Annotated in this window: 18 protein-coding genes; 9 read left to right on the top strand and 9 right to left on the bottom strand. The window is 35.5% G+C overall.

Going from position 1 to position 25,957, the window contains the following annotated elements; translation table 11 throughout:
* Positions 1 to 122 precede the first annotated feature (122 nt).
* From ACJAZK_RS09865 to ACJAZK_RS09855, 3 genes are all read left to right on the top strand, one after another.
* Positions 123 to 1,634 carry a hypothetical protein gene (locus ACJAZK_RS09865; RefSeq protein ID WP_415223799.1) on the top strand — a complete coding sequence of 504 codons (1,512 nt, stop codon included), beginning with the start codon at positions 123 to 125 and terminating at the stop codon, positions 1,632 to 1,634.
* Between the two features lie 95 nt (positions 1,635 to 1,729).
* Entirely contained in the window at positions 1,730 to 2,179 is a 450-nt protein-coding gene (locus tag ACJAZK_RS09860; RefSeq protein ID WP_415223798.1) for a hypothetical protein, read from the top strand.
* A 118-nt stretch (positions 2,180 to 2,297) separates the two neighbouring features.
* Complete coding sequence (locus tag ACJAZK_RS09855; protein WP_415223797.1) at positions 2,298 to 2,627, top strand: hypothetical protein; 330 nt, start codon at positions 2,298 to 2,300, stop codon at positions 2,625 to 2,627.
* Positions 2,628 to 2,676: 49 nt separating this feature from the next.
* Here ACJAZK_RS09855 and hemL read toward each other — a convergent pair whose 3' ends face one another.
* Genes hemL through ACJAZK_RS09840 form a run of 3 tightly spaced genes read right to left on the bottom strand, consistent with a single transcriptional unit; the run spans position 2,677 to position 5,661 of the window.
* Positions 2,677 to 3,963 (bottom strand): glutamate-1-semialdehyde 2,1-aminomutase, encoded by a 1,287-nt coding sequence (gene hemL / locus ACJAZK_RS09850; RefSeq protein WP_415223796.1) that lies wholly within the window; start codon positions 3,961 to 3,963, stop codon positions 2,677 to 2,679.
* A 1-nt stretch (position 3,964) separates the two neighbouring features.
* Positions 3,965 to 4,765 (bottom strand): glucosaminidase domain-containing protein, encoded by an 801-nt coding sequence (locus ACJAZK_RS09845; RefSeq protein WP_415223795.1) that lies wholly within the window; start codon positions 4,763 to 4,765, stop codon positions 3,965 to 3,967.
* Between the two features lie 5 nt (positions 4,766 to 4,770).
* Complete coding sequence (locus ACJAZK_RS09840) at positions 4,771 to 5,661, bottom strand: 1-aminocyclopropane-1-carboxylate deaminase/D-cysteine desulfhydrase (protein WP_415223794.1); 891 nt, start codon at positions 5,659 to 5,661, stop codon at positions 4,771 to 4,773.
* 205 nt (positions 5,662 to 5,866) lie between these two features.
* Here ACJAZK_RS09840 and ACJAZK_RS09835 point away from each other — a divergent pair, with 205 nt between their 5' ends.
* The 6 genes from ACJAZK_RS09835 to ACJAZK_RS09810 all read left to right on the top strand — a co-directional run bounded on the left by ACJAZK_RS09835 (position 5,867) and on the right by ACJAZK_RS09810 (position 19,997).
* A complete protein-coding gene (locus ACJAZK_RS09835; RefSeq protein ID WP_415223793.1) occupies positions 5,867 to 10,165 on the top strand; it encodes a GEVED domain-containing protein in 4,299 nt (1,432 codons plus the stop codon).
* A gap of 441 nt (positions 10,166 to 10,606) precedes the next feature.
* A complete protein-coding gene (locus ACJAZK_RS09830) occupies positions 10,607 to 14,995 on the top strand; it encodes a T9SS type A sorting domain-containing protein (protein WP_415223792.1) in 4,389 nt (1,462 codons plus the stop codon).
* Positions 14,996 to 15,369: 374 nt separating this feature from the next.
* A complete protein-coding gene (locus ACJAZK_RS09825) occupies positions 15,370 to 15,555 on the top strand; it encodes a DUF5522 domain-containing protein (RefSeq protein WP_415223791.1) in 186 nt (61 codons plus the stop codon).
* Positions 15,555 to 17,552 carry a urocanate hydratase gene (locus tag ACJAZK_RS09820; protein WP_415223790.1) on the top strand — a complete coding sequence of 666 codons (1,998 nt, stop codon included), beginning with the start codon at positions 15,555 to 15,557 and terminating at the stop codon, positions 17,550 to 17,552. Before ACJAZK_RS09825 ends, ACJAZK_RS09820 begins: the two co-directional genes overlap by 1 nt.
* A gap of 21 nt (positions 17,553 to 17,573) precedes the next feature.
* Complete coding sequence (locus ACJAZK_RS09815; RefSeq protein ID WP_415223789.1) at positions 17,574 to 18,188, top strand: DUF4136 domain-containing protein; 615 nt, start codon at positions 17,574 to 17,576, stop codon at positions 18,186 to 18,188.
* 132 nt (positions 18,189 to 18,320) lie between these two features.
* A complete protein-coding gene (locus tag ACJAZK_RS09810) occupies positions 18,321 to 19,997 on the top strand; it encodes a SulP family inorganic anion transporter (protein WP_415223788.1) in 1,677 nt (558 codons plus the stop codon).
* A 70-nt stretch (positions 19,998 to 20,067) separates the two neighbouring features.
* On the opposite strand, the gene ACJAZK_RS09805 is transcribed toward ACJAZK_RS09810, so the two are convergent.
* From ACJAZK_RS09805 to ACJAZK_RS09780, 6 genes are all read right to left on the bottom strand, one after another.
* Complete coding sequence (locus ACJAZK_RS09805; RefSeq protein WP_415223787.1) at positions 20,068 to 20,439, bottom strand: hypothetical protein; 372 nt, start codon at positions 20,437 to 20,439, stop codon at positions 20,068 to 20,070.
* A 202-nt stretch (positions 20,440 to 20,641) separates the two neighbouring features.
* Positions 20,642 to 22,693 (bottom strand): thiamine pyrophosphate-dependent enzyme, encoded by a 2,052-nt coding sequence (locus tag ACJAZK_RS09800; protein ID WP_415223786.1) that lies wholly within the window; start codon positions 22,691 to 22,693, stop codon positions 20,642 to 20,644.
* A 107-nt stretch (positions 22,694 to 22,800) separates the two neighbouring features.
* Positions 22,801 to 24,087: a dihydrolipoamide acetyltransferase family protein gene (locus ACJAZK_RS09795; RefSeq protein WP_415223785.1), complete on the bottom strand. Its 1,287-nt coding sequence runs from the start codon at positions 24,085 to 24,087 to the stop codon at positions 22,801 to 22,803.
* Positions 24,088 to 24,143: 56 nt separating this feature from the next.
* Positions 24,144 to 24,740 carry a transferase hexapeptide repeat family protein gene (locus ACJAZK_RS09790; protein WP_415223784.1) on the bottom strand — a complete coding sequence of 199 codons (597 nt, stop codon included), beginning with the start codon at positions 24,738 to 24,740 and terminating at the stop codon, positions 24,144 to 24,146.
* 85 nt (positions 24,741 to 24,825) lie between these two features.
* A complete protein-coding gene (locus ACJAZK_RS09785; RefSeq protein WP_415223783.1) occupies positions 24,826 to 25,578 on the bottom strand; it encodes an enoyl-CoA hydratase/isomerase family protein in 753 nt (250 codons plus the stop codon).
* Between the two features lie 229 nt (positions 25,579 to 25,807).
* Positions 25,808 to 25,951 (bottom strand): GIY-YIG nuclease family protein, encoded by a 144-nt coding sequence (locus ACJAZK_RS09780; RefSeq protein WP_415223816.1) that lies wholly within the window; start codon positions 25,949 to 25,951, stop codon positions 25,808 to 25,810.
* Between the last annotated feature and the right edge of the window lie 6 nt (positions 25,952 to 25,957).

Raw genomic sequence — 25,957 nt, 5'->3', positions numbered from 1 at the left:
ATATTCGACAGTTTGTAAGGTTAAAAAATCCGATTTTTTCTAAAAACAGACGATTATATATTAATAAATCCCTACTTAACTATTATATTTACTTAATATATCATAATTTAACTGACGATTAAATGACAGACTTAAAGGCTATAGTTTCCACGCTTTCTTCGGAAGACGCGCAACGTTTCATCAATTATCTAGAGAAAAAAAACAAACGTAGTGACACCAAAAACATAGAACTCTTTACACTTTTAGCCCAGAAGGAACTAACATCTAAAGCCATTTGCAAAACGATTTACAAAACAGACAACAAAGTCGCTTATCACGCATTGAGAAAACGCTTATACCAATCTCTTATTGACTTTACAGCGAATTTAAACTTAGAAGAAGAAAATTCTGTGGACATGCAAATCATAAAATACATATTGGCATCTCGAACGTTTCTCATTCACAAAAAACCAGACATAGCTTATAAAATTCTAGACAAAGCTGAAAGTTTAGCCCAAGATCACCAGTTGTTTCCTATTTTAAATGAAATTTATCATACAAAAATCCAGTATGCCTATCTTAATCCGTCCGTGGATATTAATGTATTGATTGCAAATTTCCGAAGTAATCAAAAACATCATTTTATTGAAGAGGAGCTAAATATCGTTTATGCAAAAATTAGACAAACCTTAAATGATATGATTTATAAAGGAAAAGTTTTAGATTTTGAAACCATTCTCAATAACACGCTTAAAGAACACAATATTGAAATAAGTGAATCCTTGTCATTTAAATCTTTATATCAGTTAATGACCATTGTGAGTCTTTCTGCTTTTGTGACCAATGACTATTTGAAAGTTGAGCCCTTTTTAGTTGCAACTTACGAGAAAATCAAAAACCACATAGCTAAAGACAAGCAGTTGATCTACCATCTTCAGGTTGTTTACATGATTGCGAATACCTTATTCAGAAATAAAAAATTCAAAGAATCTTTGGAGCATTTAGATGTAATGAATGACTTAATGCATCAGCAACGAAAAAAACATTATTCTTCATTTAAACTTAAATATTACTTACTCGCAGCCCTAAATCATAATTACAGTAACAAACAAGATAAAGCCATTGAACTCTTAGAATCTGTCAAACAAACCAAGCATGCAGACATTGAATCTTTATTAGATATTAATCTAGGCCTTGTCATGTTTTATATCCAAAAAGCAGAATTTAAAGAAGCTAAAACCATCTTTTCTAAATTCTACCACACCGACAAATACTACATTGAAAAAGCTGGCAAAGAATGGATAATTAAGAAAAATATAGCAGAAATCATTATCTATATAGAACTTGGAGAATTAGACTTAATAGAGTCCCGACTTAAAAGTTTTAAACGCTCATACTTTGATTACTTAACGCGAATCAAGCAGGAACGTGTTGTTACGTTTATAAAAATAGTAGAGTCTTTTTACAAAAACCCTGAGCATGTCACATCACAAAAATTCAAAGATAAAGTAGAACATTCCTTTACATGGATTAATGAAAAACAAGAAGATATTTTCGTAATGAGTTTCTACGCATGGCTAAAAAGTAAAATGGAAAATAGAACGCTCTATGAAACCACTTTAACGCTTGTAAAAAAAGCACAAGGTGTTAATTAGAGGTTAAAATCATAATTGATATTAAACCTAATTTAAATTATACAGTCCAAAGAGCAATCGATTAAAAACAAAACAATAATTAAATCAGAAATATTATGAAGACATTAATTTTAATTGCCTTTGCTTTTATAACACTTCAAGCAGTTGCACAAGACAACAGAAAAGGAGATAAAAAAGGAGAAAGAAACGGTAAAAGAGAAATGATGAAAGACCTCTCTCCAGAAGAAATGGCAACCTTAGGTTCAAAAAAAATGACTTTAGCATTAGACTTATCTATAGATCAACAAGCTAAAGTAAAAGAAGCGCTTTTAGAGCAAGCAACGATTAGAAAACAAAACATGGCAGAGCGTGAGAAAATGAAAAATAATGATGATGCCAAAAAACCTACAAAAGAAGAGCGTGTTGAACATTTGAATGCAAAATTAGACACCAAAATTGCAATGAAACAAAAAATGAAATCTATATTGACAGCAGAGCAATATGAAAAATGGACTAAGATGAAAACACTTCGTCAGCATAAATCAAAAGGCAAAAAAAGAGCCTAAAATTAAAAAGCAATAGTTTAGATTTTATTAATAGGCATCGATTTTTAACGTCGATGCTTTTTTTTATGACAAAAAACACTAATTTTATAATTCGTAAAACCATTTACAAAACACCACAATGAAAAAACTAATTACACTTTGCCTATTTGCTCTGACATTATTATTGAGCTCTCAAAATATGACTGCACAAAATACACTAGAGATTAATGCAGAAGCAAACTCTAAAACCAAAGCGCTTAGAAAAACCGTAAAGTTTGAGGAAACAAAAATGGATGCTGTTTATAAAGCTTACCAGTCTTACGGTATCGCTTATAAAAAAATAAGCAGTGACTTAGAAGGTAATGCAGATCGTCTTAAAAAAATTGACACGTTCTTAGATAGCCAACTTGGAGAAATTCTTACCGAAGAACAATACCTAATTTATCTAAAGTATTTTAGAGATAAATAAAAATCGAAATACATAAAAAATGCGACTCATCGGAGTCGCATTTTTTGTTTTATAATGTTTGAGCTACTTTTTCAACAGCCCTTATGGTTTCATCTAAATCAGCATAGGTTAAAGCATCTGTTATAAACCATGATTCATAGGCACTTGGCGCGATATAAATACCTTCATTCAACATGCCATGAAAAAAGGATTTAAAGGTCTGATTATCCCCTTTTGCAGCGGTTTCAAAATCCACAACTTCATCTTCGGAAAAATGAATTGAAATCATTGATCCTTCCCTATTAATTGTGTGCGTGACATTATATGTGTCTAAAGCTCTAGCAAAACCTTTGTGCAAATACTCAGTCTTATCTGCTAATCTTTGAATTAGATCTTCATCATTTTTAATTGCAGTTAACATCGCTAGACCTGCGGCCATTGCTAATGGATTCCCACTAAGTGTTCCTGCTTGATACACGCTCCCTAAAGGCGCGAGATGATTCATGATCTCATTACGAGCAGCAAATGCCCCAACAGGCAAACCTCCACCTATGACTTTTCCGAAGCAAATAATATCAGCAGCAACTCCGTACAATTCTTGGACACCACCTTTAGCAAGTCTAAAACCTGTCATTACCTCATCAAAAACGAGAAGAATATTGTGTGCATCGCATAATGTTCTAAGCTTCTGTAAAAAATTATCTTTTGGCGGAATGCACCCCATATTACCAGCAACTGGCTCTACAATTATGCAAGCAATTTCATCTTTGTTCGCTTCTATTAATGCTTTCACATTATCAATATCATTGTATCTGGCTAATAACGTATCTTTAGCTGTACCCTGAGTAACACCTGGACTATTTGGACTCCCAAAAGTTACGGCCCCACTTCCTGCTTGGATTAAAAAAGAATCACTATGACCATGATAACACCCAGCAAATTTTATGATTTTTTCTTTACCAGCGAATCCTCTCGCTAGTCTTACAGCACTCATGCAAGCTTCTGTTCCAGAATTTACAAAACGTATTTTATCAACATTTGGTACCATTGAAACGGCTAACTCTGCGATTTTGGTTTCGATTTCTGTCGGCATTCCAAAAGACGTACCATTTTTAGCTTTTTCAATAACGGCTTTTACAACTGGCTCATACGCGTGACCCAACAACATTGGACCCCAAGAATTAATATAATCGATATAACGATTATCATCCTCGTCATACACATAAGCACCCTTTGCTGATTTAGCAAATATTGGAGTTCCACCTACTGCTTTAAAAGCTCGAACTGGTGAATTCACACCTCCTGGAATAACGTTTTCAGCATTTTTAAATAACGCACTACTACGTTTATATAACATATTAATTGGGTTTAATAATAAGAAATTGACCTAATGAAATCTCATTAGAATTAAGACTATTGAGACGTTTAAGTTCATCAACGGTCGTATTATATTTTTTTGATAATGAATACAGTGTATCACCTGTTATCACAATGTGATTAAAGGACATGTCTTTTACAGCAGACTTGTTGCTCAAAATAATGATATCATATTTATCGAGATTATAACGCTCAATTAAGCTAATCAATTTTTCTGGATATTTTCTATCAGTCGCATAGCCAGCAGCTCTTAGCCCGTTTGCCCAACCCTTGTAATCATCAGGCTTAAGTTTAAATAGTTGTGCATACCTGCCTCTTCCTGTTAAAAATTCAGAGTGATCTTTAAAAGAAGAATGTGGGTAATCATATTTTCTAAAACACTCTTGAGACCGATCATCATCGTGATATATTTTTTCACCAGTCCATCCATGACATTTTATTCCGAAGTGATTATTCGCCTCAACCGATAATCGCCCTTTACCAGAACCAGATTCTAGAATCCCTTGAGCTAATGTAATACTTGCTGGAATTTTTGATGTGCGCATTTCGTCCATAGCAATAGCGTTATATTTCAAAATATAAATTTCTACGGCATTAAGGTTTGAATTTTCGGCCACATTAGGTATAGTCGTAACCTCCTTAGGCTGAGTAGCTGTCTTTGGACTGACAATGACGTGCTCAGTTTTTGGAGTCCTTTTATCTCTTTTAGTGACGATCTTTTTCTTAGAACCACAACTAAAAACCACAAAACTCACTAATAAAAAAACAACTATTTTCTTCATAAATATTAAATGATTAACGGCTTATTTTGTTGTTTTAATCTTTGGTTCATTCCTTCAATACCCTGCAAACCACCTGTATGTATTGCTAATATTTTAGAATGCTTCGGAAAATAGCCTTTGTCAATTAAATCGTAAATTCCATACATCATTTTACCAGTGTAGATAGGATCTAACGGTATGTTATGCACTTTCTTAAAATTATTGATAAACTCTATTAAACAATCGCTAACTTTTCCATAGCCACCAAAATGATAATCGGTAATTAACTCCCAATTATCATGAGTTACAAATTTAGTGATTTCTTCACTTAAAAAGTCACCTTTTAAAGCAGGAAAACCAAGAATTTTTTGGTGTTGTAATTTAGAATTTATTAATCCTGAAATCGTACCTCCGGTTCCTACGGAGCAACAAATATAATCGTATTCTCTATCTACTTCTGTTAATATTTCTTCGCAACCTTTGATAGCTAAAGTATTTGTACCACCTTCTGGGATAAGATAAAAATCACCAAACTCATTTTTTAAATCTGAGATGAACTCATCAGTTGTCTTATTTCTATACTGCTCTCGTGAAATAAACTTAAATGACATACCAGAAGATTGGGCAAACTTAAGCGTTGGATTTGAATCTATTTTTGAAGCTAATTCTTCTCCCCTTATAATCCCAATTGTTTTAAACTCAAATTCTCTTCCAACTGCAGCAACAGCCGCTATATGATTTGAATAAGCACCACCAAAAGTTAACAAGGTATCTTTTTCTGTTTTTCTAGCCTCAATGAGGTTGTATTTTAACTTTCTGTATTTATTGCCAGAAATATAAGGATGGTTTAAATATTCAGGTTTTATAAAAACCTGAGTATCGATGCTTACGTTCCTTTTATCTTTAAATTTCAACATTTAATCGAATAAATTTTGAATATTAATGCAAAGAACGTCAAAAAAACTATCTTTATTTTAAGATTATAACCTAGTTTATAAACCCTTACTAAGGACACTACTATCAGCGGGTTATAATCTTAAAGAATGACGTTATATCTTTATAAGTTTTTCTTATCCTAGTTATTGTTTAATTTTATTGAGCTATGCTTTAAATTGATTTTTTATGACTAAAAACCTACTATTAAGTGCCGTATTTACTATTATAATTTGCTTAGGATTAAATGCACAGACACCTTCTGATGATTGCAATACAGCTGCAGGATCAGAATTAACAGTTGGAGTCATTTGCAATAATATTGCGTGGGATTCTAATAACAATAGTGATTACTGGGATGGAGCAGCTGGCTGTTTCTCTGGAGACTTTGATGATGCTTGGGGCTGGTTTACAGCTACAAGTACTTCCACAACCATAACATATGAGCCCATCAACCGAGATGCGATTTTAACATTATTTGATGCTGCATGTGATCCAAATATGGTAAGCCTTGATTGTTCTGATGCAGGCGGAAATGGAGTTGCAGAAACTATTGTATTCAATACAGTTATCGGCATTGACTACAAAGTGAGAATCCAAAGAAAAAATAGCAATAATCGTATGGATGGTTTTATCTGCGTCTTCAATACACCTACTCCACCAGATAACGACGACTGTGCTGATGCAACAAATATTGGAGTAAGTAGTGATGACACTTGCACAACAAGTGTATCTGCGACGACGGTTAGTGCTACCCAAAGCATAACAGGGATTAATTGTAATAATTTTATTGGTAATGCAGACGATGATGTATGGTTTTCTTTCATAGCGACCGCAACAAATCATGACATTACAGTAAGCCCTGGGACTCTAAACGATTTAGTAATAGAACTGAGGTCTGGGGCTTGTAACGGTACTAATATTGATTGTGCAGACAACACCGTTGGAGCTGCTAATGAAGTAATCAATGCAACAGGTTTAACAATAGGTGCAACATACTACGTTAGAGTTTATAGTTATGGCGGCGCAGGAGATGCTGGCACCTTTGACATCTGTATAACCACTCCTGGCCCATATTGCAGTACTACTACAGAAACACCAGATGCACTCTACATTACAAATGTTAGTTTTCAAGGCACATTAGAAGACACTTCAAACACCTCTGGATTTGCTGCAGGTTATCAAGATTTTACAGGATTGACACCTATAGCAAGACAAGTAGAGGGAGAAGGGGTCAATGTCTTCGTGGGAGCAACTTTTTCTGGACGAATTAAAGCCTGGATAGACTGGAACAATGACGGGAATTTTGATAATGACCCCAATACAGAGCTAGTATACGATACAAATGGAATAAATACAGCAGAAACAACCTTCGGATTTATAATCCCATTAGGCACAGCAGCTGGAGATTATAGAATACGTATTCGAAATTATACCGACTCGGTAGATACGTTCTCCTTTGGTTTAATCGATTATGATGCTTGTCAACCATTTATTGACGGATTTACAGACGATTGGGGAGAAGCAGAAGATTATCTATTCACAGTTGAACCTATTTGCAATGCTATAATTACGAGTATTACAGGCGCAGATACCTGTGGACCAGGAAGCGTGACAATCAATGCGACCGCAACAGGAATACCGTCTGTAATTGACTATCGATGGTACGCAAATGAAACAGGAGGAACACCTCTAGCTACAACAGCAACTGGAACTTGGAATACACCTTCTCTTTCAGCGACGACGACCTATTGGGTAACTACTTATAATGGCGCTTGTGAGTCTTGGGTGAGAACACCAATAATTGTAAATTTCAATCCAATACCGACGCTTTCTGTTTCGCCAGATATAACAAACAGAGTGGTGTGCGGAGAAGACAATGCGCTTGAAATTTCGGCAACTGGAGATATTGACGATGTTTACTTATTTAATGAAGATTTTGAAGTAGGAACACTAGGCGTTTTCTCAAATATAATCATTTTAGATAATGGCCCAACAATTAATGCACTTACAAGCTGGCAAAATAGAACCAGTACGTTTATTCCTAACGAACAAGTATGGTTTCCAGCTATTTCCTCTGGTTTTGGATCTAATCAATTTGTAATGTCCAACTCTGATGTTGGACCATCTACAACCAATAACGCACTAGAAACGACCAATTCTTATGACACCACAGACTTTACTAGTCTAACATTGAGCTTGAGAAGTTACTACTCTCGATATTGGAATGATGGTGATCAAGTTGGCCTCGATTATGTTGCAATAGAAGCGTCAACAGACGGCACGACTTGGACTAACGTTACCCCAAATATTATTGCTGATGTTGGTATTGGGAACAAATTTGAAACATTGTCCTACAACTTAGATGCGTATATCAATGAGCCAACATTAAGTGTAAGAATAAGATTTTACGGTGATTGGGTAGACGGAGTGGCTGTAGATGATGTGAAGCTTTTTGGCAATCAAGATATTACTGCAGTAAGTTGGAGTACATCTCCTGCTGGTATTATTGATTTATATATTGATACAGATAATGATAATATTGGTGATACTCCTTACAGTACTGGAGCATTTACAACGGTGTATGCGATACCAAATATTACACAGCTTGAACAAGCCACCTATTCTTTTACTATTAATGCGACACTCTCTAATAATTGTGGTGCGGCTACACTCCCTTTTACGGTAACTAATAACACTAAAATTTGGAATGGATCTGACAATAACACTTGGGGTGATCCTGATAACTGGTATCCTAATGGTATACCTACAAATGATAGTTGCGTTATTATTGAAGATGTTGGAGCTTTACCAAATCCTACCATATTAGGACCACCATTTCCTCCTAGTCCTTCTTTTGCAAGAAACCTTACGATTAAAAATAATGGTTATCTAGAATTAGAGCCATCTACATCATTAACAGTAACAGATTGGATAAACGTAGATCCAAGTGGTACCTTTAATGTTAGAAATAGTGCCAACTTGGTTCAAATCACTAATGTAGCAACCAATAATAATACAGGAACTATAAATATGCAAAGAGAAGTTTCTGGGTTAACGTCCTCAGATTATGTGTATTGGTCATCTGCTGTAGAGAATTTTAATGTCTTAGGCGTATCTCCTGGGTCTAATGCAGGACTTATACTCGAATGGCGTCCAACCGTTGCAGGAAATGGAGCAGGTAATTATGGAGAATGGCAAGCAACTTCTGAAAACATGATTCCCGGTAAAGGCTATGCTATTAGAGGATTAGCAGGAACAGCTACAGCTAATGCTGCTGAATTCACCGGTCGTCCTAGTAACGGTATTATTAATATGCCAATTAATAGAGGAACGTATGATGGTATAGATTATTCAGGATCTGGATCAACTTTTGCTACGGCTATAGATGATAACTGGAATCTAGTAGGCAACCCTTTCCCTTCTGCTTTGAATACTGATACATTTATCACTAGGAATGCTGCGAATATTACAGACGATATAGACCCAACAATAGCAGGAACTGTCTATTTATGGTCTAATCAATCTGCGCCAAGTAATGCTGTAACAGATCCGTTCTATGGTGATTACGTTTACAATTACAATCCAAATGATTATATCGCTTATAACTTAACTGGATCTGCACCTCCTGGGTTTGATGGATTCATTGGAGCTGGTCAAGCATTTTTTGTATTAATGGATGATGCCGCCACTAGCCCTTCAAATCTTGTCTTTGATAATACAATGAGAAATGGCGTGTATAGTAATAATCAATTCTATAGAATAGATCATTCAACTGAAAGCAAAGAAACAACTGTTGATGAAAAAAATAGAATCTGGCTAGATTTGATAGACAGTAATAATAATGCCAACTCAATTCTAGTAGGCTATATCCATGGTGCAACAAATACTAAAGACAGACTTTATGATGGCACCCAATTTGCCGGAACTAACACGCTTTTTTATTCATTAATTGAAAATGATAAAATGGCCATTCAAGGAAGAGCGCTTCCTTTTGAGGTCACGGATGTTGTTCCCCTTGGATATGAAATTCCTCAAAACGGTGATTACTCAATTGCAATTAATCATGTTGATGGATTATTTGAAACATCAAATCAAGATATCTTTTTAGAAGACACTTATAACAATTCAATTCATAATTTAAGATTGAGCGCTTATACTTTTACTTCAGAATCAGGACTGTTTAACGATCGCTTTGTTTTGAGATATAATGAAGATACATTATCATTAGAGGAATTAGAATCTATTAATGGACTTACGATTCTAGTGCCTAATGGAAAATATATTAAAATCCAATCAACTCTAAGCCCTATTCAACAAATAAAGGTTTATGACCTCTTAGGCAGAGTAATAATCGACAAACCAGATGTTGGAAATTTATCTGAATTAACTTTAGAAACTAAACAACTATCAACTGGAAGCTACATCGTAAAAGTAAATCTTGTTGATGGTATAATTAAAACGCAAAAAATAATACTTAAGCAATAGAAGTATTATTATATCAAGTGCTAAATAAGCAATGTAAATAAAAAGATCTTAATGCAATATTAAGATCTTTTTTTGTGGATTGTATTTATAAATATCCAAAAACAATTCAACACTTAAAACACCTGTAATTTGAAACTCCAATAGCTTAAAATTGCACTTTTACGACACTTATTTACTTCAATAAGATTACATTAACTTATTACCAAAAAGTCACTTGACTGATAAGTCACAACTATTTAAAGAGCTGATTATGAACTCAAAACCCCTTATAATCGATTATTTTTAACATGTTAACTAAATATTAGATAATTAATTAAAAAAAAGTATTAAAGTGTTAATATTTTTAATATTTTACACTTTAATTCCCAAATCTCTAATGAATAACAGGTAAAACAAATAAAATCTAATTATATAATAGTTAGACTGTTAAAATTATAGATTATGATTAAAAAATTATTCTTTTTCTCTATTATTTTTATTTTCCATCAAGGGTTTAGTCAGACTGACACTTGTACTGGAGCCACTAATCTAACAGTAGGCTCTAGCTGTATGAATTCAAATTATAATATCCCTGGTACTTTCACAAATTCAATGGCAGACCCAAGCTGTTCAGCATCGAATAGAGATGCTTGGTATTCTTTTACTACAGATGCAGTAACTACTGACGTTACGATTACCTGCATTGGAAATAGAAGACTTGCCATAGCCCTATATAGTGGCACCTGTGCAGGAATATTAACGGAAGAAGACTGTATTGTTGATGCAAACAACGGTGATGCAACTTTAGCAAATGCGGCCGTGCTTCCGAATACAATATATTACGTTCGTTTAATACGATATAATAGTGGCGCTAACAATATGGCTGGTACTATCTGTGTAACAACTTCAGTCGCTAATGATTTGTGTACAAACGCAACTACTCTTAATTGTGGTGACTCAAATATTACCGGTTCTACAAATGGAACTACAACAGTTGCAAGTGGCGCTGGCTGTGGCGCTGGGAACAATGGCGTTTGGTATACGTTTGTAGGTGACGGAAATCAAACAACTATAACTTCTACGTCTTCTGGTGGTTTTGATCATGAAATGGCAATTTCCTCTGGAAATTGTGGAAGCTTAACAAGTATATCATGTCAAGATATTGGTCTTGATGATGATATAGAAACATATACATTTGTTACTACAAATGGCTCTATTTATTACGTCTATATTGCAAATTGGCTCTCTGGAAGTACTGATACTGGAGATTTTACAATTTCTAGAACATGTAATACGGTTACACCTCCTCCCAACGATGATTGTTCTGGTGCCACACCGTTAACCGTAAATACACCATGTAGTTTTTCAACTCAAACTAATGAGTTTGCTACAGATAGTAGTGTTGCAGATCCAGGTTGTGCTGGTTATGCTGGAGCAGATGTTTGGTTCTCTGTTATTGTTCCTGCTAGTGGTAATTTTGTAATAGATACAGATACTGGAGATATATTTGATGGAGGTATGGCAATTTATTCTGGTACTTGCGAAGCATTAACCTTAATTGAGTGTGATGATGACGATAGTGATAATGGCTTTATGCCATCCATCTCTTTAACAGGGAGAACTCCTGGTGAAACTATCTATATTCGTTTTTGGGAATATGGAAATGATAATCAAGGCACTTTTAGTATTTGTGTTTCTGAACCTGCTCCTGCTCCTGCTAACGATGAGCCATGTAATGCTGATATGCTCACAGCAAATGGTATTTGTATAAACACATCGGGTTCTATTTCTAATGCTACAAACTCAGGAATTGATGCCTGTGGTGGAACACCAAACAATGATGTTTGGTATGTATTTCAAGCTACAGCCACAACTCATACAATTAATATTTCAAATGTAACGGGAAATACCACAGACATGTATCATTCTGTGTATGGTCCTTTCGCTTCCACAGATTGTAGTGTTGTGGTAGGAGATAATTTAAATTGTTCTGATGGCGACAGCAGTGTTACTAATGGATTAACAATAGGCTCTTATTATTTTGTACAAGTATTTACTTGGTCATCTGCCACAGATGCAACCTCTACATTTGATATATGCATAACAGAGCCTTGTTTAATCTCAGCTCCCCCCTTAACAACACTTGCATGTCCTATCGTAGATATTACGCCAGATACAGGTTCAGTAGACTCTTGTGGCTCAGTAATTAGCTCTGTAGATTTAACTGCTACTTATACAGATTTAGGAGACACTTCAGATTACGATATAGATTTAATTACCTTCAACACAACTTCATTCAATAATTTTGCAGCAGCAGCTACAAATCCTGTAACACTTGCGAGTGATGACAGATGGTCTGATATTTCTTATGCTATACCTTTTGATTTTTGTTTTTATGACTCTACTGTTACTGACTTTGTTGTTGGTGCAAATGGAGTCATATCCTTTGATACTAATTTATCTAATACAGCTTCAGGCTACTCATTTAATGATAATTTACCGAGCACTAATGGAGCGCTCTTTGAAAACGCTATTTATAGTGCCTATCAGGATATAGACCCAAGTGTCGGTGGCACCATAACCTATGGAACAACTTCAGTAAATGGCTGTAACGCTTTAGTAATATTATGGGATAATATTCCACTGTTTGCTAATGGTAATTTTGGATCAAATACTAAACGTCATACAGCAATGATTGTAATGTATGAATACACCAATATTATTGAAGTCCATATTGAAGAAAAGGTTGTTGATGATGGTCCATGGAATGGTGGTAATGCTATAGTTGGCATACAAAACCAAGGAGCAACTGATGCAGTTGTAGCTCCCTGTAGAAACAGCTTAGATGATAATTGGGCAACAACCAATGAGGCATGGAGATTTACTCCTGCAGGAACTTCTATTTCCAACTTACAGTGGCTAGTTAATGGAACTCTAGAGCCTGCATATAATGGCCAAACAACAATTTCAGTAAGTCCGATAGCTACAACAACTTATACAGCACAAGTCACATATAACCTTTGTAATAGCACCACACTAATTATTACTGATGATGCGATAGTGAGCACTGGTGGCGGTAAAATTTGGGATGGATCAGAAACAACAAATGACTGGATGGAGCCGTTAAACTGGTCTGATAATGCTATACCAACATCTTCAGACTGTGTTATTATTCCTGTTACTGGTAATGACCCTGTAATTTACAGTAATGATACTGGTGATGGTCTCAACTTAAGCATTTTAACTGGAGCCACTTTAACAATTCAATCTGACGCTTCTGTAACTATTCAAGATTTTGTTGACATTCAAGGCACAAGTACATTTCAATTAGATAATGGTGCGAGTTTAATACAAGTAAATAATGTAGTAAATACTGGAAATATTACACTCGAGAGAACTACTAATATTAGACTTACTGATTATGTATATTGGTCTTCTCCAACAATTAACTTTAGTGTTTTTAATATTTCACCAGCAACACCTGCTGGATATATCTTACAGTGGAATCCCTCTTTTGACAGACCCAATGGTCCTCCTCCAACAAATGTTCCAAATGATTATGGCCGCTGGGAAACAGCTACAGGGAATATGTCATTAGGGAAAGGGTATATTATAAGAGGTCCAAATGGTCATCCAACTACTCCCGCAAACTATACTGCAACGTTCACCGGAACTCCAAATAATGGAGATATAATTAGCCCTATTTTTAGAGGTATAAATATTTCAGAGACTTACTTTGATCAAAGTAGTACACAAATCACACCCGAAGATGATAATTGGAACTTAATTGGTAATCCATATCCTTCAGCAATAGATGCCATTGACTTTCTAACTACAAATGGAAACATCGATGGTGTGGTTTATTTATGGACCCATGGCACTGAAATAAACACAACTAGTGGTGACCCTTTTTATGATGATTATTTTTATAATTATGAAGTTGCAGATTATATTGCATATAACCAAACAGGCACATCTACTCCTGCTAGCTTTGATGGTAATATTGCCTCGGGACAAGGTTTCTTTGTTCTTATGAATGAACCACCTGCACCAGCATCTTCAAGTTCAACTGTCTCATTTAACAATACTATGAGGCAACTATCTCCTAGCTATAATAATAGTCAGTTTTATAGAGTAGATGCTCAACAGAATGATAATAATACAGTTGAAAAACACAGAATTTGGCTAGATATGATTACACCATCAGGAAAAACAAATACAACACTTGTAGGTTATATCGAAGCCGCAACAAATACAAGAGATAGAATGTACGACGCAGTCACTACAACTGGTGAAGGTTTGAACCTTTATACCCTAATAGATGATGAAGCGTTCATAATTCAAGGAAAAGAAACGCCTTTTGTTGATTCGGATACCGTACCACTAGGAGTTAATCTTACCGAAACTGGTATATATAGCATTGCAATAAACGCATTAGATGGTTTATTTTTATCTAATCAACAAATCTATATAGAAGATAAACTGTTGAATAGTATTCATAATTTAAAAAACGCTCCTTATGTATTTACTTCTAATCAAACAGAAACTATCAATGACAGGTTTGAACTAAGATATACAAATGAAACTTTAGGTGTAAACGCGTTAGACGGTACTGATGGTATTTCAATAATTGCTCCTAACAGCACCTATATAAAAGTCACTTCGGAAATTGGCATCATCGATACGATAACTATTTATGACATTGTAGGCAGAGTCGTTTTCAAAACTGAAGCTATAAATCAATCAGAATTCATATTAAAGCAAACAAAGTTTTCTGATGGCACCTATATTGTTAAGGCAAAATTATTTAACGAAAAGCAAAAAATTCAAAAAGTTGTTCTCAACCAATAAGCTAAAATAACTATAAAAATGCCCAAAAAGGCCTTGATTTGAGACAATTAAGGTCTTTTTCATGTAAATAGGCTCCACGCTCAAAAGAAATATTCTGGCATGCCAAATACCCCTTCTTATATTTTAACAAGCGTATTAAAAACTCAATAATATAGATAGATATAAAAAGGGAAGATCAATAATTCAATTTGCTGTCTCAATTGAATCTGCTCATGATTCATTACAACAGTATTTGATTTTACATTATATATTTTAGAAAAACAAAAGGACAAATAGCAGTACTAGTGTATCCTCTAGGAACCAAAAATTTAGAAATTACAACCATATTAAACTCTACTCAAAAATCTTTCTAATTTACATTATCTTTGTAAGATATGAAGAAATTTATTCCCATAGAAGACGGTGACTACTATCTAACACCCGAAGGCTATCGCTGTTTCACAGAACAATATCATCTCAAAAGAGGCTATTGTTGTGAAAGTGGATGCAGGCATTGCCCTTATGGTTTTAATGCTTCTACACAAACCAAGACAAACAACTCTACATTAAAAAAAAAGTAATGCCAAAAACAACATTTCAAGATCAAATACAAGAAGGCATTCCAAATAGTCTTCCAGAACCAAAAGCGTACGATTCATCTATAAATCATGCACCAAAGCGTAAAGCTATTTTATCTTCGGAAGAACAAAAACTAGCCTTAAAAAATGCATTGCGTTATTTTGATAAAGCACATCATAAAACGCTACTTCCAGAATTCAAGAATGAATTAGATACCTATGGAAGAATTTATATGTACCGCTTTCGTCCAGACTACAAAATATATGCTAGACCAATTGACGAATATCCTGTAAAGTCAAAACAAGCAGCGGCCATTATGTTAATGATTCAAAATAATTTAGATCATGCTGTAGCTCAACATCCACATGAGCTTATTACTTATGGAGGTAATGGAGGAGTCTTTTCTAATTGGGCTCAGTATCGACTTACGATGAAATATCTTTCAGAAATGAATGATGAGCAAACACTTGCCATGTATTCTGGTCATCCAATGGGATTATTCCCTAGTCATAAAGACGCACCACGAGTTGTTGTCACCAATGGAATGATGATTCCTAATTACTCACAACCTAATGATTGGGAGAAATTTAATGCTTTAGGTGTTACACAATACGGACAAATGACCGCAGGAAGTTACATGTATATTGGTCCACAAGGAATTGTACATGGAACCACTATTACAGTACTCAACGCCTTTAGAAAAATAAAAAAATCACCAAAAGGAAATCTCTTTGTCACCTCAGGACTTGGAGGAATGTCCGGAGCGCAACCAAAAGCAGGAAATATTGCGGGCTGCATTACGGTTTGCGCAGAAGTAAACCCTAAAATCACACAAGTACGATTAGACCAAGGTTGGATTGATGAAAAAATCACAGACTTAGACCAATTAGTTACTCGTGTTAAAAAAGCAAAAGAAGAGAAAGAAACTATCTCTTTAGCGTACTTAGGGAATATTGTTGAGGTCTGGGAAAAATTTGATCAAGACAATATTCATATAGATTTAGGGAGTGATCAAACCTCACTTCACAACCCTTGGGCTGGTGGATACTATCCTGTTGGGTTATCTTTTGATGACGCTAATGAGATGATGTCTAATGATCCAGATGTATTTAAAGCGAAAGTTCAAGAATCATTACGTCGCCATGCACAAGCAGTTAATAAACATACTGCTAAAGGCACTTACTTTTTTGACTACGGAAATGCCTTCTTATTAGAGGCTTCTCGGGCTGGAGCAGATATCATGGCAGAAAACGGTATAGATTTCAAATACTCTTCATACGTTCAAGATATCATGGGACCTATGTGCTTTGATTACGGTTTTGGTCCGTTTAGATGGGTTTGTGCCTCTGGTAAACCAGAAGATTTAGCGAAGACTGATGCGATTGCATGCGCTGTACTTGAAGACATTAAAAAGAATTCTCCTGAAGAAATCCAACAACAAATGGAAGATAATATCCAATGGATTAAAGGAGCTCAAGACAATAAATTAGTTGTTGGCTCTCAAGCTAGAATTCTATATGCAGATACAGAAGGGCGAATGAAAATTGCCCAAGCTTTTAATGATGCCATTAAAAAGGAAGAGATAGGCATCGTGATTTTGGGAAGAGACCATCACGATGTATCGGGAACAGACTCTCCATATCGTGAAACTAGCAATATATATGATGGCTCTCGCTTTACAGCAGATATGGCTATTCAAAATGTGATTGGAGATAGCTTTAGAGGAGCGACTTGGGTAAGCATACACAATGGTGGAGGTGTTGGTTGGGGCGAAGTCATAAATGGTGGTTTTGGTATGGTTATTGATGGTAGTAAAGATGCGGAAAGACGTTTAAAATCCATGCTCTTTTGGGATGTCAACAATGGGATTTCAAGACGTAGTTGGGCAAGAAATGAAGGAGCTATTTTTGCTATCAAACGCGCAATGGAGAACGAACCTAATCTAAAGGTAACTCTTCCTAACATAGTAGATGATATACTATTGGACACATTACAGTAATTCAAATAAAAAAAAATCAATATGAAAGATTTAAAAAATGTCGACGAATACAAAGTCAATATGAGTGGCATGAGTAAAAAATTACTGAGAATAGCAACAATCTTAATAGTTTTAATGTTCATAACATCATGTAGCTCTATTAGAGTTGCTGCAGATTATGATAAAGAAGCAAATTTTGACAGCTACAAGACATTTGCCTTCTTCAAAACAGGTATCGATAAGGCTGAAATTAGTGATTTAGATAAGCGTAGAATTCTGCGAGCAATTGAAAGCGAATTATTAGCTCAAGGCTATATCAAATCTGAAAACCCAGACTTATTAATAAGTATATTCACTAAATCCCAACAACGTGTAGACGTCTACAATAACAATTGGGGCATGGGTGGCTGGGGCTGGGGAGGCTTTGGTCCTTGGGGAATGGGGAGATTTGGTGGAATGGGAATGAATCAACCCATGGTTTCAACGCAATCTGAAGGCACGCTCTTTATTGACTTAATCGATGCTAAGGAAAAAGAACTCATTTGGCAAGGTATGGGAACTGGATACATCTCTCGAAATTTAGAAAAAAAAGATGAACGCATCAAAGAATTCGTATCAAAAGTTATGGAAAAATTCCCTCCTGAGGTTCAAAAATAAAATTTAGAAAATAAAAATCAAAAGGAGCACTGACATTTATGTTGGTGCTCCTTTTTTTTTATGGTTGACGTCTAAGCATTTGTGCTTCATTTCTAAAAGCCTACCTTTGCCGACTTTTAAGAGATATAAACTATGATACTAGGCCAAATAACCCGAAAAAATTTCACGCAAAACCCAAAGAATGATATTCTTTCGGGATTAACCGTAGCATTAGCATTGGTTCCCGAGGCGGTTGCCTTCGCTTTTGTTGCTGGAATACCACCTCTTGTAGGTTTGTATGGTGCCTTTATGATGGGTATTATAACCGCTCTTTTTGGAGGTCGACCAGGAATGATTTCTGGAGCTACAGGCGCAATGGCAGTAGTCATGGTGCATTTAATTCAGAAAGGAAATGAGGTTGGTGTAAATTTAGAAACTCCAATTGAACTACTTGGGCTACAATGGTTATTTATCACTTTACTTTTTGTTGGTGGCATTCAAATGTTAGCAGGTGTTTTTAAATTAGGAAAATTTGTACGACTAATTCCGCATCCTGTGATGATGGGCTTTGTCAACGGATTGGCAATAGTGATTTTTCTTTCACAATTAACAATGTTTCCTAATGCAGTGCCCAACGATATTTCGTTCTTAGATAATACTTCAGAGTGGTTTTCAGCTTTATTCTCTAATGGGATATTTTGGAAAATGATGGCATTTATTGCCTTAACTATGGGAATCATGTTTGGTTTACCTAAACTCACTAAAAAAGTCCCTTCTGCGTTAGTTGCCATCCTCGTTGTTGCATGTATTACTATTTTTGGAGGCATCGATGTCAGTACAGTAGGATCTTTTATCGTTGAAAAAGGCGGAGAAGGATTAGAAGGCGGATTACCAGCATTTCAAGATCAAATTTTTGGTCTCTTCGGAACAATTGCTGGCCACTGGGATTTAATATTATCAACTGCTTTCATACTTGCTGCTGTTGGTTTAATTGAATCTCTTATGACGCTTAACCTCATTGATGAAATGACAGAGACTAGAGGAAGTGGAAATCGCGAGTGTATTGCTCAAGGTGGAGCAAATTTACTTAACGGATTATTTGGAGGTATGGGAGGCTGTGCCATGATTGGACAATCTATTATCAATGTTGATTCTGGAGGTCGTGGCCGACTATCGGGAGCAATAGCCGCTATAGCCCTACTTTGCTTTGTATTATTTGGAGCTCCGTTGATTGAGCAAATCCCAATTGCTGCGTTGATAGGTGTTATGTTTATGGTAGTTATCGGCACGTTTGCTTGGAGTAGTTTCAGAGTTATTAGAAAAATCCCTTTATCAGATGCTATTGTACTTATCGCAGTATCTGCAATTACCGTTTGGCAGGATTTAGCAATTGCAGTTATTGCTGGTGTAATTATTTCTGCTTTAGTATTTGCATGGAAAAATGCAACAATGATTAGAGCACGAAAACGTATACAAGCTGATGGTACGAAAACTTATGAAATATGGGGACCACTATTCTTCGGTTCAATTCAAAATTTCAATAGCAAATTTGATGTTAAAAATGATCCGCAAAATGTAGAAATAGACTTTGTAGAATCTCGAGTGAGTGACCATTCTGCGTTAGAAGCTATATCTAATTTAGTGAACAAATATGAAGCCGAAGGCAAGACCATAAGACTGAAGCATCTTAGTGAAGACTGTAAACTACTAATGTTTAAAGCAAGCCCTAAATTTAAGGAAGTTATTGTACAAGCTATAGACGATCCTCGCTATCACTTGGCAGCAGATCCTGAGAAATTCACAAAGCCACTTTCAGAATATAAAATGTAAAAAAAACCTAATACCTTAACAATAATAAGTTAAGGTATTAGGGTCATTTAACTATTAAACGAAGATAAAATTACCTCGCTATTGTATTTTCCAAATACGTTTTAAATTGCTGTTCTGTTAGAACAGTTTTCAATTTACTATTGATATAGTCTCGCATTTTAGCTCTTTTTGCGTTCTTTTTTGACGCATCTTCCATAGCTTCAATACCATTCATCTTTTTCTCTACAGACGCAAAAATAGTATAAACTTTTTTCTGTTGATCAGCTTCTAGTTTGTTAGTTCTTGCTAACATATTAACAATCTGATTAGTCTTCTCTTTTGGGAAATCTTGAATTGTTGTACTTGACGATAGTATTTGAGAATCTGCTTTTGTTTGAGCAAAAGACAATTGGCTACCAGCAAATAAAAAACATGCGACGCTTAATAATAAAAATTTTTTCATGATATATGTTAATGAATTAGACGTTCAATATACAAAATTTGTTCAATCAACACTACCCCATTTTGTAAATAATATATATCAAATTATAACTTAGCTAACCGTAGCTTGCAATCAGATAGCAAGATAGCAGTATTCTAATAGACTGTTATTAGTATATTTACCGATTGCTTACTATAAAAAAACAAGCATACATAAACGCTAATTAATAATTGAGTATTAATTCAATCTTATCTTTAACCTTTTCCGTAGAAGGAATCATGGTTTCCTCTAAAACTGAATTTAACGGGATTGCTGGCATATTCTCACTACCAATAGTCATTACTGGAGCATCTAAATACTTGAAACATTCTTCTTGGATTTTTCCAGCCAAAGCTCGTGCAAAACTATTATTCGACGGTTCTTCGGTGACCACTAAACACTTTCCTGTTTTCTTGACAGACGTCATAATAGTATTTTCATCTAAAGGAAATAACGTTCTCAAATCAATAATCTCAATCTGATCTTTCATTCCTAATTCTTCCGATGCATTCATTGCCCAATGCACACCCATTCCGTAAGTTACTATGGTTAATGTGTCTACATCTTCTTGCTTCCAGATTTCTTGTAATACCCATGCTTTACCAAACGGCAATACATAATCTTCACTTGGCTCAATTGATGTTGCGCCTTGTGTCCCTTTAACTTTACTCCAATACAAGCCTTTATGCTCTAAAATCACAACAGGATTGGGGTCATAATATGCTGCTTTCAGTAAACCTTTTAAATCGGCTCCATTACTTGGATACGCTATTTTTATGCCACGAATATTGGTAATGATACTTTCCACCGAAGATGAGTGATAAGGCCCACCACTACCATAAGCTCCAATTGGTACGCGAAGAATCATAGACACAGGCCATTTCCCATTACTTAAATAGCAACTACGACTCACTTCTGTAAATAATTGATTAAGCCCAGGCCAAATATAATCGGCAAATTGAACCTCAACAATCGGCTTCAACCCTACAGCACTCATACCAACTGTAGAACCAACAATAAACGCCTCTTGAATTGGCGTATTAAAGACACGATCATCACCGAATTTTTGAGCTAACGTTGCTGCTTCTCTAAAAACACCACCAAGCCTTCCTCCAACATCTTGTCCGTAAAGTAAACACTCTTTGTGTTTTTTCATGAGTTCTTCAACTGCAAATAAAGCACAATCTACCATGACTACTTTTTCTGCGCCTTCCGGTGCTCGTGTTCCTTTTTCTTCGGAAATAGGCGTTGGTATAAAATCGTTAGTAAATAAATCTTCAGGCTTTGGATCTTCTGCTTTTAAAGCTTTTTCAAAGTCGGACTGCACTTTTTCTTTTGCCTCTTTTTCAATACTATCTATCGCTTCCGAAATAAATCCGTTATCTAATAATTGCTGTTTTAAAACAGGATAAGGATCTCTCGATCTTGCTTCTTCGAGATCATCGCGATACCATTCCATTCGCACACCAGAAGTATGATGATTCAACAAAGGTACTTTAGCATGCACCAAAAATGGACGACGTTCTGTTCTAATCGTATCAATTACTTTTTCAACCGCTTCGTAACTCTCTACGAAATTAGCACCATCAATAGAAATAGCTTCTAATCCATGAAAACCTTGTGCATATTCAAAAGCGTTTTGCGCTCTTGTTTCTGCAGCATTTGCCGAAATATCCCAACCATTATCTTGCACTAAGTACAAAATTGGCATTTGCTTTAAAGCTGCCATTTGAAAAGCCTCAGCTATTTCACCTTCTGTTACAGATGCATCCCCTAAAGAACACACTACAAACGGTAAATCTTTAAGTGCTTTATCATCTAAACCTTGCAATTCTTTATACTGCATTCCCATCGCAACTCCAGTTGCAGGAATAGCCTGCATTCCTGTTGCTGAGGATTGATGTGGAATTTTAGGTTTATCATCATCCTTTAAACTCGGATGAGAATAATAGGTTCTACCTGCAGAAAACGGATCCCCTTTTTTAGCCAACAATTGCAACATTAAATCATAAGGCTCTAATCCAAATGACAACAACATCGCATCATCTCTATAATATGGAAATGCATAGTCTTGAGGCAATAGCTGCATTCCTAAAGCGATTTGAATGGCTTCATGACCTCTAGAGGTGGCATGTACATATTTTGAAACTTGCTTAAAATTAGCTTCGTACAACTCCGTCATTGCTTTCGCTGTACACAAATTTAAAAATCCTCTTCTTAGTATGTCTTTATTCATATGAAATGCCTGCGAACGCAGGTATTTTTTTATTATTCCTGCGAAGGCAAGAATCTATTTATTTCTTCGTTTTGTGAATTACTGCCGTCGCAGGAATGACAAACACTTTATATTTTTCTATCAACATCAAATTGCTCGAAGTAATCTGCTACTCTTCTAACAAAACTTCCACCTAAAAACCCATCAACTACTCTATGGTCAAATGATAGCGACAGGTACATCATACTCCTAATGGCTATTTCATCACCTTTTTCAGTAGTAATAACTTCAGGTCTTTTTTTGATAATCCCTAAGGCGAGAATAGCTACTTCTGGTTGATTAATAATTGGCGTTCCCATGACACTCCCAAAGGTTCCTACATTAGAGATCGTAAACGTACTTCCTTTAATATCATCTCCAGATAGCTTATTTTCTCTTGCCTTTCCTGCTAGTTCATTTACGTTTGAAGCTATTGTTTTCAAATCTTTTGTGTCCGCATTCTTAACCACTGGAACAATTAAGTTCCCACTAGGCAAAGCTGTTGCCATACCAATATTAATATCCTCTTTTACGATAATGTTATGACCATCGACTGAAGCATTGATATTAGGAAAATCTTTTACTGCTTTTGCCACTGCTTCAACGAACAGCGGCGTAAAGGTCAAACGTTCTCCATATTTTTCTTGGAAAGCCACTTTATTAGCATTTCGCCAATTAACCATAGTAGTCATATCGGCTTCTACATAAGCTGTAACGTGAGGAGCTGTGTGCTTTGAATACACCATATGATCAGCAATCATTTGACGCATTCTATCCATTTCAATCACTTTCCCTTCTCCTTTATCGAAGGTTAGTTGTGGGATTCTATATGCAGTTGGATCTTTCTCTGCGACAGGTTGCGCAAATTTATATGGTCGACCAGCCTCTATATACTGAAAAACGTCACTTTTACGCAAACGCCCTTCCTGACCAGTTGCAGGAATTCTAGCTAACTCTTCAAAACTGATATGTTGCGTTTTAGCTATTTCAATAATTAAAGGTGAAAAGAAATTATTTGAATTTGGCACATTAAAACTTTGAGCAGAAGACGTCTGAGGCTTAACAGCTCGTTGCTTCTTAAGCTCTTTTTTCTCTGTGGAAATTGGCGTATTTTCAGACTTTGGCTTAACCTCTTCAGACCTCTCTAAAATTGCAAGCACCTCTCCTACGGGAACGACATCCTTAGCATGAAATATAGTTTTCACCAATGTTCCAGATACTGGAGCAGGTACTTCGTTATCCACTTTATCTGTAGCAACTTCAAGTATGACATCACCTTCTTCAAAGCTATCACCTTCAGCAATCAACCAACTAATGATTGTACCTTCAGTGATGCTTTCACCCATTTTAGGCATTTCTAATTCAAATTTCGACATGTTTATTTTTTTAAACCTTACAGGCTTTAAAAGCCCGTGAGGTCTTTTTAAACTCTTTATTTCTTCATAAAATCTCTCAAAGTATCATAGACTCCTTCTTGAATTTTCATCGTTGAAGGCACCTCTCTTAGAGGCTCTACTTCTTTTAAACTCTCATGACAATCTGCTGGTAATTGCTGGTACAATTGTGTTCCTTTTGTTTTCCAAGCAATCATATCATCACTAACTTCTTTAATTACTTTTGCTGGATTACCGACTACTAAACTTCGTTTTGGAATACTAGTTTGAGCTTTTACAAATGCCATCGCACCTACAATACACTCATCTCCAATTTCAGCATCATCCATAATAACGGTATTCATACCAATGAGACAATTTCTTCCCAAATTAGCACCATGAATAATGGCTCCATGACCAATATGTGCACCTTCTTTAAGTGTAATTGATTTTCCAGGAAACATATGGACTGTACAATTTTCTTGAACATTCACACCATCTTCCAAAATGATTTGTCCCCAATCACCACGAATTGCAGCGCCTGGACCTATGTAACAGTTTTTACCAATAATTACATTTCCTGTAACTGCTGCCAAAGGGTGCACAAAACTACTTTCGTGGACAACTGGTGTATAGCCTTTAAAACTGTAGATCATAAATACATTATTAATTATATCGTTACGAGGACGAAAATGTGGCAATCTTATAATAAGAGTCTTCGCTATGCTCTGAATGGCAGCCCTATTTAAATCCTTTTAATTTATCTTTTGTAAACTCAGACAATACAAGTCGTCCGCTTATTTTTGCACGTTCTGCTAACAACTCATCCCAGTCATCAGTACCTTTCCAGAATACTTTTTTCATCGCCGTCATCGCTTCCGTGTTATACGTACATAAATGCTCAGCTGTTTCTCTTACAGCAGCATCCAATTCTTCTGTACTTTCATATACCTGTGTGAATAAGCCTTTTTGTTTAGCCCATTCTGCGGGATAAAACGAATTCGCGTCAATAGCAATTTGCGACATAGCACTTAAACCCATTTTACGCTCAATAGCTGGCCCAACAACGAATGGTCCAATACCAATATTTAATTCACTCAACTTAATTGCTGCGAATTTTGATGCCATGCAATAGTCAGTCGACGCCGCTAAACCAACACCACCACCAACGGTTTTCCCTTGTATACGTCCAATAATAAATTTCGGACATTTACGCATGGCATTAATCACATTCGCAAATCCAGAAAAGAATACTTTTCCTGTGGCTGCATCATTGATATTTATTAATTCTTTAAAGCTTGCACCTGCGCAGAAAGTTCTTGCTCCTCCACTTTTTAAAACGATCACTTTAATAGCATTGTTTGCTCCTGCTTCTGTTATTGTATTTGCTAATTTAGCAAGTACATCTCCTGGTAAAGAGTTGTGTGCAGGATGGAAAAACTCGATATATCCTACTTCGTTTTGTATGTCTATTTTAACGTATGGGTCTGTCATCAGGCTTGCGTGTTCCCGTGAAAATGGGAATCTATTTTTATGGTTAAACGTTATCTTCTTAAGATTCCGATTTCTCGGGAAACCTTTGGGAATCTCTTAATTATTAAACTTAAATTTCTTCATAGAAATCCTTCCAATCAGGATTTGCTTTTTCAATCAACTCTAATTTCAAATCTCTATTCCATTTCTTCATCTGTTTTTCTCTTAATTTAGATTCTACTTCTGAATTTTATTCTTCATAATAAATAAGCACATCTAAATTATATCTTGCTGAAAACGTCGTTGGATGTACTTTATTTTTATGCTGATATATTCTTTTCTTTAATCCACCTGTTTCTCCAATGTACAAAACGCCTTTTGGTTTATTTGTTATTATATA

The organism is Psychroserpens sp. (assembly GCF_047633235.1).
Taxonomy (GTDB): domain Bacteria; phylum Bacteroidota; class Bacteroidia; order Flavobacteriales; family Flavobacteriaceae; genus Psychroserpens.
This window is presented reverse-complemented; position numbering and strand designations above follow the sequence as displayed.